Annotated in this window: 19 protein-coding genes; 15 read left to right on the top strand and 4 right to left on the bottom strand. The window is 69.1% G+C overall.

Features of this window, described 5'->3' with window-relative positions:
- Positions 1–147 precede the first annotated feature (147 nt).
- The 13 genes from EV186_RS20235 (at position 148) to EV186_RS20175 (ending at position 9,682) form a co-directional block, all read left to right on the top strand.
- Positions 148–354, top strand: coding sequence for an AtpZ/AtpI family protein (locus EV186_RS20235; protein ID WP_133850882.1), 207 nt, complete (start codon positions 148–150; stop codon positions 352–354).
- Between the two features lie 19 nt (positions 355–373).
- Positions 374–784 carry an ATP synthase subunit I gene (locus EV186_RS20230; protein ID WP_133850881.1) on the top strand — a complete coding sequence of 137 codons (411 nt, stop codon included), beginning with the start codon at positions 374–376 and terminating at the stop codon, positions 782–784.
- Complete coding sequence (gene atpB / locus EV186_RS20225) at positions 781–1,518, top strand: F0F1 ATP synthase subunit A (protein WP_133850880.1); 738 nt, start codon at positions 781–783, stop codon at positions 1,516–1,518. The genes EV186_RS20230 and atpB overlap by 4 nt, the downstream gene beginning before the upstream one ends.
- Positions 1,519–1,570: 52 nt before the next feature.
- Entirely contained in the window at positions 1,571–1,843 is a 273-nt protein-coding gene (gene atpE, locus EV186_RS20220) for an ATP synthase F0 subunit C (RefSeq protein ID WP_133850879.1), read from the top strand.
- Between the two features lie 14 nt (positions 1,844–1,857).
- Positions 1,858–2,367, top strand: a complete 510-nt coding sequence (locus EV186_RS20215) for a F0F1 ATP synthase subunit B (protein ID WP_166659242.1) — start codon at positions 1,858–1,860, stop codon at positions 2,365–2,367.
- The gene (atpF, locus tag EV186_RS20210; protein ID WP_133850877.1) at positions 2,367–2,867 is read left to right on the top strand and encodes a F0F1 ATP synthase subunit B; all 501 of its coding nucleotides are present in this window, start codon (positions 2,367–2,369) and stop codon (positions 2,865–2,867) included. Before EV186_RS20215 ends, atpF begins: the two co-directional genes overlap by 1 nt.
- The gene (locus EV186_RS20205) at positions 2,867–3,685 is read left to right on the top strand and encodes a F0F1 ATP synthase subunit delta (RefSeq protein ID WP_133850876.1); all 819 of its coding nucleotides are present in this window, start codon (positions 2,867–2,869) and stop codon (positions 3,683–3,685) included. Before atpF ends, EV186_RS20205 begins: the two co-directional genes overlap by 1 nt.
- Positions 3,686–3,734: 49 nt before the next feature.
- Positions 3,735–5,378 carry a F0F1 ATP synthase subunit alpha gene (gene atpA / locus EV186_RS20200; RefSeq protein WP_133850875.1) on the top strand — a complete coding sequence of 548 codons (1,644 nt, stop codon included), beginning with the start codon at positions 3,735–3,737 and terminating at the stop codon, positions 5,376–5,378.
- 14 nt (positions 5,379–5,392) lie between these two features.
- On the top strand, positions 5,393–6,337 hold the full coding sequence (locus EV186_RS20195; RefSeq protein WP_133850874.1) for a F0F1 ATP synthase subunit gamma: 945 nt from the start codon (positions 5,393–5,395) through the stop codon (positions 6,335–6,337).
- Complete coding sequence (gene atpD, locus EV186_RS20190) at positions 6,330–7,778, top strand: F0F1 ATP synthase subunit beta (protein ID WP_279538311.1); 1,449 nt, start codon at positions 6,330–6,332, stop codon at positions 7,776–7,778. The genes EV186_RS20195 and atpD overlap by 8 nt, the downstream gene beginning before the upstream one ends.
- A gap of 39 nt (positions 7,779–7,817) precedes the next feature.
- Positions 7,818–8,183, top strand: a complete 366-nt coding sequence (locus EV186_RS20185) for a F0F1 ATP synthase subunit epsilon (protein WP_133850872.1) — start codon at positions 7,818–7,820, stop codon at positions 8,181–8,183.
- Between the two features lie 281 nt (positions 8,184–8,464).
- The gene (locus tag EV186_RS20180) at positions 8,465–8,908 is read left to right on the top strand and encodes a DUF2550 domain-containing protein (RefSeq protein WP_133850871.1); all 444 of its coding nucleotides are present in this window, start codon (positions 8,465–8,467) and stop codon (positions 8,906–8,908) included.
- Between the two features lie 15 nt (positions 8,909–8,923).
- Positions 8,924–9,682 carry an AAA family ATPase gene (locus EV186_RS20175; RefSeq protein WP_208115696.1) on the top strand — a complete coding sequence of 253 codons (759 nt, stop codon included), beginning with the start codon at positions 8,924–8,926 and terminating at the stop codon, positions 9,680–9,682.
- A gap of 158 nt (positions 9,683–9,840) precedes the next feature.
- Here the strand turns inward: EV186_RS20175 and EV186_RS20170 are convergent, their stop codons facing one another.
- Positions 9,841–10,413: a cob(I)yrinic acid a,c-diamide adenosyltransferase gene (locus tag EV186_RS20170; RefSeq protein ID WP_133850870.1), complete on the bottom strand. Its 573-nt coding sequence runs from the start codon at positions 10,411–10,413 to the stop codon at positions 9,841–9,843.
- Positions 10,414–10,449: 36 nt separating this feature from the next.
- Between EV186_RS20170 and murA the strand changes: the two genes are divergently transcribed.
- Complete coding sequence (gene murA, locus EV186_RS20165; protein WP_133850869.1) at positions 10,450–11,727, top strand: UDP-N-acetylglucosamine 1-carboxyvinyltransferase; 1,278 nt, start codon at positions 10,450–10,452, stop codon at positions 11,725–11,727.
- A gap of 5 nt (positions 11,728–11,732) precedes the next feature.
- Here the strand turns inward: murA and EV186_RS20160 are convergent, their stop codons facing one another.
- Both EV186_RS20160 and EV186_RS20155 read right to left on the bottom strand, forming a co-directional pair.
- Positions 11,733–12,173, bottom strand: coding sequence for a PPOX class F420-dependent oxidoreductase (locus EV186_RS20160; RefSeq protein ID WP_133850868.1), 441 nt, complete (start codon positions 12,171–12,173; stop codon positions 11,733–11,735).
- Positions 12,166–12,591: a PPOX class F420-dependent oxidoreductase gene (locus EV186_RS20155; protein ID WP_133850867.1), complete on the bottom strand. Its 426-nt coding sequence runs from the start codon at positions 12,589–12,591 to the stop codon at positions 12,166–12,168. The genes EV186_RS20160 and EV186_RS20155 overlap by 8 nt, the downstream gene beginning before the upstream one ends.
- Positions 12,592–12,663: 72 nt before the next feature.
- On the opposite strand from EV186_RS20155, the gene ggt reads away from it, so the two are divergent.
- Complete coding sequence (ggt, locus tag EV186_RS20150; protein ID WP_133850866.1) at positions 12,664–14,493, top strand: gamma-glutamyltransferase; 1,830 nt, start codon at positions 12,664–12,666, stop codon at positions 14,491–14,493.
- Positions 14,494–14,646: 153 nt separating this feature from the next.
- Here ggt and EV186_RS20145 read toward each other — a convergent pair whose 3' ends face one another.
- Positions 14,647–14,952: a hypothetical protein gene (locus tag EV186_RS20145; RefSeq protein ID WP_133850865.1), complete on the bottom strand. Its 306-nt coding sequence runs from the start codon at positions 14,950–14,952 to the stop codon at positions 14,647–14,649.
- Between the last annotated feature and the right edge of the window lie 42 nt (positions 14,953–14,994).

Here is a 14,994-nt window from a genome sequence, read left to right as displayed (position 1 = left end):
CCCCGCAAGACGCGGGGCACGCCGGCCCGCGTCGGCGAGACTCTCCGGGCTCGAACAACCGGGCCCCGGCGATCCGCTGATGCACGACCGACAAGGAGCAGCGCTTGAGTGATCTTCGCGCCCCGGTAGCTTTCCGGTAGGCCGGTCATGGCGAGTGGCGCTCCGAGCGTCCGGGATTTCATCGGCATCGGCTCCACGATCGCGGTTCTCGTCGCGGGTGGGCTGGTACTCGGGTGGTTCGCCGACAAGCAATGGTCCACTCTGCCGCTGTTCACATTGCTCGGCCTGCTGGTCGGGATCATAGCGGCGAGCGTTTATCTGTACCGGGTTTATCGCAGGTTCAGCAAGGAATGAGGGAGACGAGGTGACGACGGTGTCCGGCATCAAGGACGCGGCGGCGAATGTGCCTGCCCCGGTGCTCATCAACCTGCGCCGTCCGCTCATTGTCGCCACCGCGCTGGCCGTCGTCGGGATCGTCGTCGCGGTGATATTCGGTCACATGGTGATGGGCATCCTCTTCGCGATCGGGCTCGGCATGGGCCTGTACAACGCGCGCCTGCTGCAGAAGCAGGTCGTCAAGGTGATCTCCAGCGAGAACCCGACCAAGCGCCAGATCACCGGATCCTCGGTGCAGCGGCTCGGCGTTCTCACCCTGCTCGCCCTCGCGATGGGCTACTTCTTGCGGCCGGACGGGCTCGGGGTGTTCTTCGGTCTGGCCGTCTTCCAGTTGGTCTTCATGGCACACACGATCGTGCCGGTCCTGAAGGAGCGTCGTAACCAGTGAGTGTCTTGGCGGAGGGCGCCACGATCAACCCGACCGAGCACACCGAGGTGCACCTCGCGGGCTTGGTCTTCAACCTCGACACGATCATCGCGACGGTCATCGCGAGCCTGATCGTGATCATCCTGGGGCTGATCGTCCGCGCGAAGATCACCTCGGGCGTGCCGAACCGGACCCAACTTGCGTTCGAGACCATCGCGAAGCTCGCGCGTGACCAGGTCGAGGACTCCATCGGGGTCAAGGTTGCCCCGTTCCTGGTGCCCGTCGCGATGTCGCTGTTCATCTTCATCCTCGCGTGCAACTGGCTCTCGGTGCTGCCGCTGCACTGGAACGGCCACCCGATCCTCGAGCCGCCGACCGCGGACGTGAACCTGGTGTTCGCGTTGTCACTGCTGCTGTTCATCTGGTGGCACGCCGCCGGTGCCCGCCGCCACGGCGGTTTCGGCAAGCAGGTCGTGCACACCGTGAAGGGTCACTTCGCGCCGTTCGCGCCGCTGTGGATCATCGAGGAGATCGTCCACCTCGTCTCGCTGCCGCTGCGGCTCTTCGGCAACATCTTCGCCGGCGGGATCATGGTCTCGCTGCTCGCACTTCTTCCGGCCTACGTGTTCTGGCTGCCGGGCGCAGGCTGGAAGCTGTTCGACATGGGTATCGGTCTGCTGCAGGCCTATCTGTTCATGCTGCTGACCATCGCTTACTTCAAGGCCGCGATGGAATTGGAAGAGGAACGGCACTAGTTCCGCGTTCCACGCTGAAGCTTCGTCTTTCGAAGAGAGATAAGGGAGAACAATGGCAGACGCAGGTTTGAACTCGGCGATCGCGACCGCCGGCGCCTACATCGGCGGTGGGATCGCGCTGGGTGGCGGCGCCGCTGGTGCGGCCATCGGTGACGGTCTGGCCGGTGGCCAGCTGATCGCCGGTGTCGCGCGGCAGCCGGAGGCCCAGGGTCGTCTGTTCGGCCAGTTCATCATCGCGGCCGGCCTGGCGGAGGGTAACTACTTCATCGCCCTCGCTTTCGCGGCCATCCTGCTGTTCGTGTTCGGCAAGGCCCCGAGCGCCTGATTCGAATGCGCATCATGCAGTTGGCCGAAGAAGGCGGCAACCCGCTGCTGCCGAACGCGACCTTCTTCGTCGAGCTGATCATCTTCTTGATCGTGCTCTTCGTGATGTGGAAGGTCATTCTTCCGCCCATCCAGAAGGTCCTGAAAGACCGGTACGACATGGTCCAGAAGACCATCGACGACAACCGGGCGGCGAGCGAACGGTTCGCGCAGGCCAAGGAGAAGCACGCCGAGACCCTGGCCGAGGCACGCGCCGAGTCGGGCAAGATCCGCGACGACGCGCGCGGTCGCGGCCAGGCCGTGCTCGACGAGTTCCGCCAGCGTGCGCAGGCCGAGGCCGACGATGTCCGGCAGGCCGGCGAGCAGCAGCTCGCCGCGCAGCGGGAGCAGATCCTCGGTGAGCTGCGTGCGCAGGTGGGTGGGTTGTCCTCGACGCTGGCCACGCGCGTGGTCGGCGAAGAGGTCCGCAACCCGGCGATGGTCGACGAGTACGTCGGCGGTCTGAGCAGGCAGGGAGGCGCCTGATGGCGACTTGGATCTCTGAGGTCGTCGGGTTCCTGCTGATCCTCTTCGTGCTGTGGCGTTACGTCGTGCCGCGTCTGCGCGCGGCGATGAACAAGCAGCAGGAGACGATCCGCGAGCAGCTCGTGGCCGCGGAGGAGGCCAAGCAGCGGCTGAAGGAGGCCCAGGAGGCCTACGACAACGCCGTGACCGAGGCCCGGGTCGACGCGGCCAAGATCCGCGACGACGCCCGCGCGGACGCGCAGGCCATCGAAGAGGAGATGCGCGCACAAGCCGAGCGCGAGGTGGAGCGCATCCGCCAGCGCGGCGAGGAGCAGCTGGCCCTGCAGCGCCAGCAGCTCGCGCGTGAGCTGCGCACGATGGTCGGGCAGCAGGCGGCGGAGCTGGCCGCCCAGATGGTGCGGTCCCACCTCGACGACGACGCGAACCGCGGCAAGACCGTGGACCGCTTCCTCGACGAGCTGGATGCCATGTCCGCGCAGAGTGGCAAGGGAGAACGCTGATGCAGGCCACGAGTCGCGAGTCGCAGCGGGCGCTGCGCGAGCGCTTCGACGCGGACACGGCGTCGACCGCGCCGGCCGCACTGCGCACGATCGGCGACGAGCTCGCGGCCGTGGGCGGCGTGCTCGCCGACAACCGGTCGCTGGCCCGGCACCTGGCCGACTTCTCCTCGGAGGAGCCGGCACGCACGGGTCTGGTCGGGCGGCTGTTCGAGGGCAAGGTCGGCGCCCAGACGCTGGCGTTGCTGCAGGAGACGGTGAAGCTGCGCTGGTCGCGCCCGAGCGACCTGCTCGAGTCGATCGAGCTGCTCTCCCGCCACGCGCTGCTGAGCGTGGCCGAGCGGGAGAACGCCCTCGACGAGACCGAGGACGAGCTGTTCCGCTTCGGGCGCCTGCTCGGCAGCGAGAACCGGCTGCGTGACCTGCTGAGCGACCGCTCGGTGCCCGCGCAGCGCCGGATCGAGCTGCTGCACTCGCTGGTGCAGGGCAAGGCCGGCCGGAGCACGGTCGACCTGCTCGAGCAGGCCGTGCGCCACGGCCGGGGCCGGCACCTCGACCAGCTGGTCGAGCAGCTCGCGGAGCTCGCCGCCAGTCGGCGGCAGCGCTCGGTGGCCCACGTCACCGCGGCCGCCCCGCTTTCGGCGGCGCAGGAGACGCGCCTGGTCCAGGTACTGTCGAGGATCTACGGCCGGACGATGTCGCTGCAGGTCGACGTTGATCCCGCGGTGCTCGGCGGCCTGGTGGTCCGGGTCGGCGACGAGGTGATCGACGGCAGCGTCGCCAGCCGCATGGCCAAGGCCGAGCACGGGCTGCCCTCCTAGGCCCACCCACAAGACTTCGAACACCCACTAGAGCAGGGACGAACAGAGCATGGCGGAGCTGACGATCTCCTCGGACGAGATCCGGAGCGCGATCGAGAACTACGTCGCCAACTTCTCGACCGAGACCTCGCGCGAAGAGGTCGGAACCGTCGTCGAGACCGGTGACGGCATCGCGCAGGTCGAGGGGCTTCCCTCGGCGATGACCAACGAGCTGCTGGAGTTCCCCGGCGGCGTCCTGGGCGTGGCGCTGAACCTGAACGAGCGCGAGATCGGCGCCGTCATCCTCGGTGACTACGAGAAGCTGGAAGAGGGCCAGGAGGTCAAGCGCACCGGTCGCGTGCTCTCCGTGCCGGTGGGCGAGAAGTTCCTCGGCCGGGTCATCGACCCGCTGGGCAAGCCGATCGACGGCCTCGGCGACATCGAGGCCGACGAGCAGCGCGTGCTCGAGCTGCAGGCCCCGACCGTCATGCAGCGCCAGCCGGTCTCGGAGCCGCTGCAGACCGGCATCAAGGCGATCGACTCGCAGACGCCGATCGGCCGCGGCCAGCGCCAGCTGATCATCGGTGACCGCAAGACCGGCAAGACCGCGGTCTGCGTGGACACGATCCTGAACCAGAAGGAAGCCTGGGACTCGGGCGACCCGTCGAAGCAGGTCCGCTGCATCTACGTGGCGATCGGCCAGAAGGGCTCCACCATCGCCGGTGTCCGCCGCGCCCTCGAAGAGGCCGGCGCGCTGGACTACACCACGATCGTGGCCGCCCCCGCGTCCGACTCGGCCGGCTTCAAGTGGCTCGCGCCCTACACCGGCTCCGCGCTCGGCCAGCACTGGATGTACCAGGGCAAGCACGTCCTGATCGTGTTCGACGACCTGTCGAAGCAGGCCGAGGCCTACCGTGCGATCTCCCTGCTGCTGCGCCGCCCGCCGGGCCGCGAGGCCTACCCGGGTGACGTCTTCTACTTGCACTCGCGTCTGCTCGAGCGTTGCGCGAAGCTGTCCGACGAGCTCGGCGGCGGTTCGATGACCGGTCTGCCGATCATCGAGACCCGGGCCAACGACATCTCGGCCTACATCCCCACCAACGTCATCTCCATCACCGACGGCCAGTGCTTCCTGGAGTCCGACCTGTTCAACCAGGGTGTGCGGCCCGCGGTGAACGTCGGTGTGTCGGTGTCGCGCGTCGGTGGTGCCGCCCAGGTCCGCGCGATGCGCCAGGTGGCGTCCTCGCTGAAGATCGACCTGTCGCAGTACCGCGAGCTGGAGGCGTTCGCCGCCTTCGCCTCCGACCTCGACCCGACGTCGAAGGCCCAGCTGGAGCGTGGTGCCCGCCTGGTCGAGCTGCTCAAGCAGCCCCAGTACAGCCCGTACCCCGTCGAGGAGCAGGTCGCCTCGATCTACCTCGGCACCAAGGGCCACCTCGACTCGGTTCCGGTCGAGGACGTGATGCGCTTCGAGCGGGAGTTCCTGGACAACCTCAAGCACCACCACGAGGGCATCCTGGCCGACATCCGCGACACCGCGAAGCTCAACGAGGACAACGAGGAGCGCCTGGTCAAGGCGATCGAGGACTTCAAGAAGTCCTTCACCGCCTCCGACGGCTCCTCGGTGGTCAACGAGGCCCCGGCCGACGCGATGGACGAGGGCGAGGTCGGGCACGACTCGGTCAAGGTCTCCCGCCCGGCCCCGAAGAAGTAGTCGGGTAGTCGCCGATGCCAGCACAGATTCGGGTACTGCGCCGCAGGATCCGCTCGACCCAGTCGATGCGGAAGATCACCAAGGCGCAGGAGCTCATCGCGACCTCGCGGATCAGCAAGGCGCAGGCCAAGGTCCAGGCGGCGCGCCCCTACGCCGAGGAGATCACCTCGGTGCTGGGCGCATTGTCCGAGGCCGCGGCGCTGCAGCACCCGCTGCTCACCGAGCGCGAGAACGTCCGCAAGGCGGGCGTCCTGGTCGTCACCTCCGACCGCGGCCTCGCCGGTGGCTACAACGCCAACGTGCTGCGCCGCGCGGAGGAGCTGATGGCGCTCCTGCGTGAGCAGGGCAAGGAAATCGAGCTGTACGTGGTCGGCCGCAAGGCCTTGGCCTACTACAGCTTCCGCGGCCGTCCCGTCGCCGCGTCGTGGACCGGGTTCTCCGAGCAGCCGTCGTACGCCAACGCCTCGGAGATCACCGGCCCGCTGGTGGCGGCCTTCCGCGCCGGGTCCGAAGAGGACGACGAGGCGCGGGCCCGCTACGCGAACGACGACCAGCAGCGCCTGGCCGGGATCGACGAACTGCACATCGTCTACACGCAGTTCAAGAACATGCTGTCGCAGGAGGCCGTGGCCAACCGGCTCGCACCGCTCGAGGTCGAGTACGGCGAGGCCGAGGCCGCGAACGTCCAGTACGAGTTCGAGCCGGACGCCGACGAGTTGTTCCTGTCGTTGACGCCGAAGTACCTGGCGACGCGGATCTACGCGGCCCTGCTGGAGGCGGCGGCGTCGGAGTCGGCGTCGCGGCGCCGGGCCATGAAGGCCGCGACCGACAACGCGAACGACCTGATCAAGGCTCTGACGCTCGAAGCAAACCGGGCCCGCCAGGCCCAGATCACCCAGGAGATCAGCGAGATCGTCGGCGGTGTCGACGCGCTCGCCGCCGCAGGAAGTGATGACTGACATGAGTGCACCCACCGCAACCCCCCGCGAGACCGCCGGTGCGGTCGGCCGCGTCGTTCGCGTCACCGGGCCGGTGGTGGACGTCGAGTTCCCGCGCGGCGCCCTCCCCGAGCTGTTCAACGCCCTGACAGCGGAGATCTCGCTCGAGTCGCTGGCCAAGACGCTGACCTTCGAGGTCGCGCAGCACCTGGGCGACAACCAGGTCCGCGCGATCTCCATGCAGCCCACCGACGGCCTGACCCGTGGCGCCGAGGTGACCGACACCGGCAAGTCGATCTCCGTGCCGGTCGGCGAGGACGTCAAGGGCCACGTGTTCAACGCCCTCGGCGAGTGCCTGGACAAGCCGGGCTACGGCGAGGACTTCGAGCACTGGAGCATCCACCGCAAGGCGCCGGCGTTCGACCAGCTCGAGGGCCGCACCGAGATGCTGGAGACCGGCCTCAAGGTCGTCGACCTGCTCACCCCGTACGTGCGTGGTGGCAAGATCGGCCTGTTCGGCGGCGCAGGCGTGGGCAAGACGGTGCTCATCCAGGAGATGATCAACCGCATCGCCCGCAACTTCGGTGGTACCTCGGTGTTCGCCGGTGTCGGTGAGCGCACCCGTGAGGGCACCGACCTGATCCTCGAGCTGACCGAATCCGACGTCATCAAGAACACGGCGCTGGTCTACGGCCAGATGGACGAGCCGCCGGGCACCCGCATGCGCGTCGCCCTGTCCGCGCTGACCATGGCGGAGTACTTCCGCGATGTCGCCAACCAGGACGTGCTGCTGTTCATCGACAACATCTTCCGGTTCACCCAGGCCGGTTCCGAGGTGTCGACCCTGCTGGGCCGCATGCCTTCGGCCGTGGGTTACCAGCCGACGCTGGCCGACGAGATGGGTGAGCTGCAGGAGCGGATCACCTCGACCCGAGGCAAGTCGATCACCTCGATGCAGGCGATCTACGTGCCCGCGGACGACTACACCGACCCGGCCCCGGCCACCACGTTCGCCCACCTGGACGCCACCACCGAGCTCTCTCGTACGGTGTTCGCCAAGGGCATCTTCCCGGCCGTGGACCCGCTGGCCTCCAGCTCCACGATCCTCGACCCGCAGATCGTCGGTGAGGACCACTACCGCGTGGCCCAGGAGGTCATCCGGATCCTCCAGCGCTACCAGGACCTGCAGGACATCATCGCGATCCTCGGTATCGACGAACTGTCCGAAGAGGACAAGCAGCTGGTGTACCGCGCGCGTCGCGTCGAGCGGTTCCTGTCGCAGAACATGATGGCGGCGGAGCAGTTCACCGGTCAGCCGGGCTCGAACGTGCCGCTCAAGGACACCGTCGAGGCGTTCGACCGGATCACCAAGGGCGAGTTCGACCACCTGCCCGAGCAGGCGTTCCTGCTGGTCGGTGGCATCGAGGACGTGGAGAAGAAGGCCGCGGAGCTCACCAAGTAGCCCTGGCTGCACTGACTGCACTGACGAAGGAGTATCCGCGTGGCTGAGATGTCCGTGCGGCTGGTCGCGGTCGAGCGCGAGGTGTGGTCGGGTACCGGCACGTTCGTGTTCGCCCGGACCACCGAGGGTGAGATCGGCATTCTGCCCAACCACATCCCGTTGCTGGCCGAGCTGGTCAGCGGCGAGATGGTGCGCATCGACACCACCGAGGGCGAGGAGATCCACGCGGCCGTGGACGGCGGGTTCCTGTCCGTCACGGCCGAGGGGGTCAGCATCCTGGCCGAGTCGGCCGAGCTGCGCGACGAGATCGACGTCGACCAGGCCCGGGCCGACCTCGACTCGGACGACGAAGAGGTGCGCTTGCGCGGCCGGGCGCGGTTGCGCGCGGCCGGCCACAGTGTCTGACGTGTGCTGGGTCTGACCTCTGATGGGTGTGACCTGGTAGTTCACCCGGCGGCCGGGGTTCGCAGTGTCTACTGTGGACCCCGGCCGTCGGCGTGTGGGGCACCACACTGGTAAGTGACAAAGGGTGACCAGCGCCCGATCAGCGCTTAGACTGCGGCAAACAGGTCGACGAGGACGTGGAGGCGATGATGGCGAACCCGCCGTTCGCGCATAGCTCGTCCTCGATCCGCGTCGTCTGCCGCCAGGTCTGACGAGCGCGGAGCAAGGCTGGGGAGCTGCCGGTGCGATTGGGTTTGATCATCCTGGTGCTCCTCGCGGTGGTGATCGGCGCGCTCGCGCTGTTGCTGGCTCGCCGGGTACGGCTGGTCCGTGAGGGCGGCGTGATCGTCGCCCTGCGCACCCGGATCGACAACACCGGCAAGGGCTGGCACCTCGGCATAGCGAGATACCACGGTGACGAGTTCGCCTGGTTCCGCGCGTTGAGCCTGAAATCCGGACCCAACCGGGTGATCCACCGCGAAGCGCTCGAGATCGTCGACCGGCGCGAGCCGGAGAGCGCGGAAACCCCGAACATGCCGGTGGGTTCGCGTGTGCTGCAGTTCCGCGGGGCTCATGGTGAGCGAGACCAGCAGGTCGAGATCGCCATGGGCCCCGATGCGTTGACGGGCTTCTTGTCGTGGCTGGAATCCGCCCCGCCCGGCCGCACCGTGCCCTGGGCGTCCTGACCGGTCCACCGTGGCGTGAGTGACGTCTGGCCGGCGGGATTCCTCGTGCGGGCGCAGCTGGCACCGGAGGCGAACACCGGCCGCTACCCGTTCACCCTGCCGATCGTGCGGGAGCTGGAGCGCAGCGGCGGGATCGACCTGGACCCGCGGGTGACGTTCCTGGTCGGCGACAACGGCACCGGCAAATCGACGCTGGTCGAGGCGCTCGCGGTCGCCGCCGGGTTCAACCCCGAGGGCGGCTCGCACGCCTTCCGGTTCGCCACCCGCGCGAGCGAGTCCTCACTCGGCGACCACCTGATCCTGCGGTGGGGGATCCGCAAGCCGCGGACCGGCTTCTTCCTGCGGGCGGAGTCCTACTACAACGTCGCCACCGAGATCGAGCGGCTGGACAAGGACCCGTTGTCCCCGCCGCTGCTCGACTCCTACGGCGGCACGTCACCGCACGAGCGTTCGCACGGCGAATCCTTCCTCGACCTGATCACCCACCGCTTCGGCCCGCGCGGGCTCTACTTGCTGGACGAGCCCGAGGCGGCCCTTTCCGTGCGTGGCTGCCTGGCCCTGGTGGCGCGCATCGTCGAGTTGACCGCGCAGGGCAGCCAGTTCGTCATCGCCACCCACTCGCCGGTGCTGCTGGCCGTCCCGGGCGCGAGCATCCTGCAGGTGGGCGCCGACGGCGAGATCGAGCAAGTCGACTACGACCACGCCGAACCGGTGGCCCTGACCCGAGAATTCCTCGCGATGCCGGACCGCTTCCTGCGCCACTTGCTGGAATAGCCATCCGCATTGCCGGCCGGTCGATCGATGCCCTTGCCTGGTCGGGCAAGGGGCATCATGTTGCGGCAGGGGGAAACGGGGGAATTCGTGCGGGTGCTGTCGGTCGACCTCGGCACGTCCGACACCGTCGCGGTGCTGTCCGCTCACGGCCGAAGTGATCAGTCCTCGCCGCCCGGCTTCCAGAGGATGTCGCCGTCCGGGTTGGCGATGCGGCACAGGATGAACAGCAGGTCCGACAACCGGTTCAGGTACTTGGCGGCCAGCTGGTTGGTCTGCTCCGGCTCCGCCTCGATCAGCGCCCACGCGCTGCGCTCCGCGCGCCGCGACACCGTGCGGGCCGTGTGCAGCAACGCGGCCCCGGCCGTGCCGCCGGGCAGGATGAACGACGTCAGCTTCGGCAGCCGTTCGTTGAACTCGTCGCACCAGCCCTCCAGCCGCTCGACGTAGGCCTCGGTGATGCGCAGCGGGGGGTACGGCGGGTCCGGCACGATGGGCGCGCAGAGGTCCGCACCCACGTCGAACAGGTCGTTCTGGATCCGGCGCAGCACGATGCCGACCTCGTCGGACAGGCCGCCGAGGGCCAGCGCGACGCCGATCGCGGAGTTCGCCTCGTCGACGTCGGCGTAGGCGCCGAGCCGGGGCGAGGTCTTCGGCACCCGGGAACCGTCCCCCAGCGCCGTCGTGCCGTTGTCGCCGACCTTCGTGTACACGCGATTGATGCGGACCGCCATGCGGTCAGATTACGGGGAGGGGCATGATGGGCGCCCGTGACGGAGCATTTCCAGGTGCGCGGCGGAGCCCGGCTCGTCGGCGAGGTCGATGTCGTCGGGGCCAAGAACAGCGTGTTGAAACTGATGGCCGCGGCCTTGCTGGCCGAAGGCACGAGCACGCTGACCAACTGCCCACAGATCCTCGACGTCCCCCTGATGGCGGACGTCCTGCGCAGCCTCGGCTGCGAGGTGGTCATCGCCGACGACACCGACGGCGGCAACTCGCTGACCGTCACCATCACCACGCCCGCCGAGCTCAACCACCGCGCCGACACGCCCGCGATGGGCAAGCTGCGTGCCTCAGTGTGTGTGCTGGGCCCGCTGGTCGGCCGGTGCAAGCGGGCCGTCGTCGCCCTGCCCGGCGGCGACGCGATCGGCAGCCGGCCGCTGGACATGCACCAGAGCGGCCTGCGCCAGCTCGGGGCGTCCTCGGAAATCGAGCACGGCTGCGTGGTGGCCGAGGCCCAGGGCCTGCACGGCGCGCAGATCTGGCTCGATTTCCCCAGCGTCGGCGCGACCGAGAACATCCTCATGGCCGCCGTCCTGGCCGACGGCACCACGGTGATCGACAACGCGGCGCGCGAGCCGGAGATCGTCGACCTGTGCACGATGCTGCAGCAGATGGGCGCCAAGATCGACGGCGCCGGCACGTCCACCCTCACCGTGCACGGCGTCGACGCGCTCGCGCCGACCGACCACAGCGTGATCGGCGACCGGATCGTCGGCGCGACCTGGGCGTTCGCCGCGGCGATGACCCGCGGTGACCTGACCGTGCGCGGCGTGAACCCGCACAACCTGGACCTGGTGCTGGAGAAGCTGCGCACCGCGGGCGCCGAGGTCACCATCAGCGGCGACACCGAGTTCCGCGTCGTGCAGCGCGACCGCCCGACCGCGGTCGACTTCGTGACGCTGCCCTACCCGGGCTTCGCCACCGACCTGCAGCCGTTCGCGATCGCCCTGACCTCCATCGCCGACGGCACGTCGATGATCACCGAGAACCTGTTCGAGGCGCGGTTCCGGTTCATCGAGGAGATGCAACGCCTGGGCGCGGACGCCCGCACCGACGGCCACCACGCCGTCATCCGCGGGATCCCGAAGCTGTCGAGCGCGCCGGTGTGGGCGTCGGACATCCGCGCGGGCGTGGGCCTGGTGCTGGCGGGGCTGTGCGCCGACGGCGTGACCGAGGTGTGGGACGTCTTTCACATCGACCGCGGCTACCCGCGGTTCGTGGAGAACATGCAGCGCCTCGGCGCCGACGTGCGGCGGGTGTCCTAGCCCGGTCAGTCGGCGACGGTCCGCGACCGACGCCGGCCCGCGAGCGACCACTCGGGGCCTTCGATGCCCCAGCTGGTGATCCGGCGCGGCCGGATCTCGATCCAGGCCGAGCCGGCGCGCTTGCCGAACCGGGCGACCCCACCCGACCGGTGCAGTTTGCCGCGGCCGCGGATCAGGATCCCGCGGGGCAGCCAAGGATCGACCGACGCCAGGTCGTCGACGACGAAGCTGACTCGCGGCTCGTTTCTGATGTCGCGCCACTTCTTCGACTCGAGAAGGCCGGGCCCGGGGAGCCAGATCTCCTCGTAGGCGGTGCCGAGGCAAAACCCGACCGGACCGACGTGCGGCGCGCCGTCCAGGCCGATGGTCGCCAAGCGGCCGATCCGCTGCCCTTTCAGGTAGGTGATCTCGTTGTCGGTGAAGCAGTCCAGCGCCACGTCACGCACCGACGGTGCGGAAGCTGCGGCGGCCTTCCGGTGAGAACGCCGGTCCTTCCACGCCCCAGCCGCCCACCCGGGTCGGCACGATCCGGATCCACGCCTCGTCCCAGCTCTTGCCGAACCGCTCGGTGCCGCCGGTCTCGTGCAGTTCGGCCCGGCCGGTGATCGAGACCGCGCGCGGGGTCCACGGGTCCACCGACTCCAGGTCGTCGACGACGAACGAGACCCGCGGGTCGGCCTGCATGTCGCGCCACTTCTTGGACGCGCCGAAGCCGTGCCCGCCGATGTCGATCGCGTCGCCGTCCGGGCTCAGGCGGAAACCGACCGGTACGACGTGCGGCGCGCCGTCGCGGCCGACGGTCGCGAGGCGACCGAGCGGCTGCGCGCTGAGGTACTCGATTTCCTTCGCCGTGAAAGTGCTCATGGAACCAAGCGTGCAGGACTCGCGCGGCGCGAGTAGAACAGGGTCCTGATCTCTTGCGGAAGGGGTTGCCCCATGCGTGCCCGTCTCGGCGCACTCTCGGCGGCCACGCTCGCGATTGCCGGTCTCGTCACCGGCGCGGGCGCGGCACAGGCCGACTCATTACCCACGAAGCACCCGGTCGCCGAAGGATTCGGCGGCGCGGTGGTCTCCGACACCGCCCAGTCGACCCAGGCGGGCATCGACATCCTGAAACGGGGTGGCACGGCCGCGGACGCCGCGGTGGCGGTGGCCGCGACGCTCGGTGTGACCGACCCGTTCGTCGCCGGCATCGGCGGTGGCGGCTACTTCGTCTACTACGACGCCCACTCGCACAAGGTGAGCGTCATCGACGGCCGCGAGACCACGCCCCGCTCGGCCGACGGGAACCTGTTCATCGATCCCGCGACCGGCAAGCCCTACGACTTCCCGACCGCGGTCACCAGCGGGCTGAGCGTCGGCGTGCCGGGCAACCTCGCCACGTGGCAGCGCGCGCTGCAGCGGTGGGGCAAGTTCAGCCTGGCCACCAACCTGCGCCCGGCCATCGACGTCGCCGAGCACGGGTTCCCGGTCGACGCCACGCTGTACGAGCAGATCCGGGAGAACCAGAAGCGGTTCGCCCAGTTCAGCTCCACCTCGGAGCTGTTCCTGCCCGGCGGCGATCTGCCCCCTGTCGGCTCCACGCTGCGCAACCCCGACCTCGCCGACACCTACCGCGACATCGCCCGCCACGGCACCGGCGTGCTCTACGGCGGCTCCGTCGGCCGCGACGTGGTCGACGCCGTGCACAACCTGCCGCTGGCGCCGGGCGCGACGCTCAAGCCGATCGAAGGCAAGATGACGCTCGGCGACCTCGCCGCCTACCGCGCCATCGACCGCAAGCCGACGCACGTGGACTACCGCGGCTACGACGTCTACGGCATGCCGCCGTCGTCGTCCGGTGGCATCACCGTCGGGGAAGCGCTGAACATCCTCGAGAACTATCACCTGTCCTCAATGGACCGTGTGCAGGCCCTGCACACCTACCTGGAGGCGAGCGCGCTGGCGTTCGCCGACCGCGGCCGCTACATCGGTGACTCGGCGTACGTCGACGTTCCGCAGAAGCAGTTGCTGTCGGACCGGTTCGCCCGCACGCGGGCGTGCCAGATCGACCAGACGAAGGCGCTGCCCAAGCCGGTGGCGCCCGGTGACCCGTACGGGCACGGCCCGTCGTGCAAGCCGGGCCAGGGCAGCGGCGCGAACGGGATCGAGACGCACACGAACCACTTCGTGGTGTCCGACCGCTGGGGCAACGTGGTGTCCTACACGAACACCATCGAGCAGCTCGGCGGCAGCGCCATCGTCGTGCCGGACCGTGGTTTCCTGCTGAACAACGAGCTGACCGACTTCGACTTCGCGCCGCCGGCCAACGGCACCCCGGACCCGAACCTGCCGGAGTCGGGCAAGCGGCCGCGGTCGAGCATGTCGCCGACGATCGTGCTGCACCACGGCAAGCCGTTCCTCGCGGTCGGCTCGCCCGGCGGCGCGACGATCATCACGACCGTGCTGCAGATCCTGGTGAACCGCCTGGACTTCGGCATGGACCTGGAGTCGGCGATCGCCGCCCCGCGCGCGTCGCAGCGCAACTCGGCGACGACGCAGGTGGAACCCGCGTGGTTCGACCTGCCGACCACGCCGGGCCTGAAGGCGCTCGGTCACACGTTCGCGATCAAGGACACGTCCTCGCTCGACCCGACCATCAAGATCCCGCCGGACATCGGCGTGGCGTCGGGGCTGGAGTTCCGTGACCACGGGCTCGTGATCGCGGCCGGTGAGCCGGTCCGCCGTGGCGGCAGCGCCGCCCAGGTGGTCTTCCCGGCCCCCTGACCCAACCGGGCGTGTCCCACACCCGAACCGGGTGTGGGACACGTTCGCGTCAGGTGTGTCCCCCGTTCCGACCGGGTGTGTCCCTCGTTCCGGCCGGGTGTGTCCCCCGGTCGGACCGGGTGCGTCCCACATTCGAGCTGGCGTGAGCGGGGGTCAGGAGTTCTCTTCCAGCAGGGCCTTGACGGCGGTCTGCTCGTCACCTTGGAACACCAGGATGCGCAGGCGTTCGCCGTCCGGGTCCGGGACCGCGGTGGCCTTCACGCCGTGCCGCTTCAACTGGTCGGACACCACATCGGCCGCGCGCCGGGTCGGGACCACGGCCACCTCGGTGAGCAGCCCGTAGTCCTTCTTGCGCTTCTCCAGCGCCGTGTAGTCCGACAGACCCCAGCGCAGGACCAGCATCAGGAAGCCGACCACGACCAACGCGATCAGGATGCCCCAGACCAACGGCAGGTCCATGGCTCCATGATCCTCCCTCTGGCCGTGGCCGGCACCGCCGGA

The sequence above is a fragment of the Labedaea rhizosphaerae genome (assembly GCF_004362825.1).
GTDB classification, from domain to species: domain Bacteria; phylum Actinomycetota; class Actinomycetes; order Mycobacteriales; family Pseudonocardiaceae; genus Labedaea; species Labedaea rhizosphaerae.
The sequence above is the reverse complement of the archived record's forward strand: the minus strand, read 5'-3'. Positions and strand labels throughout refer to the sequence as shown.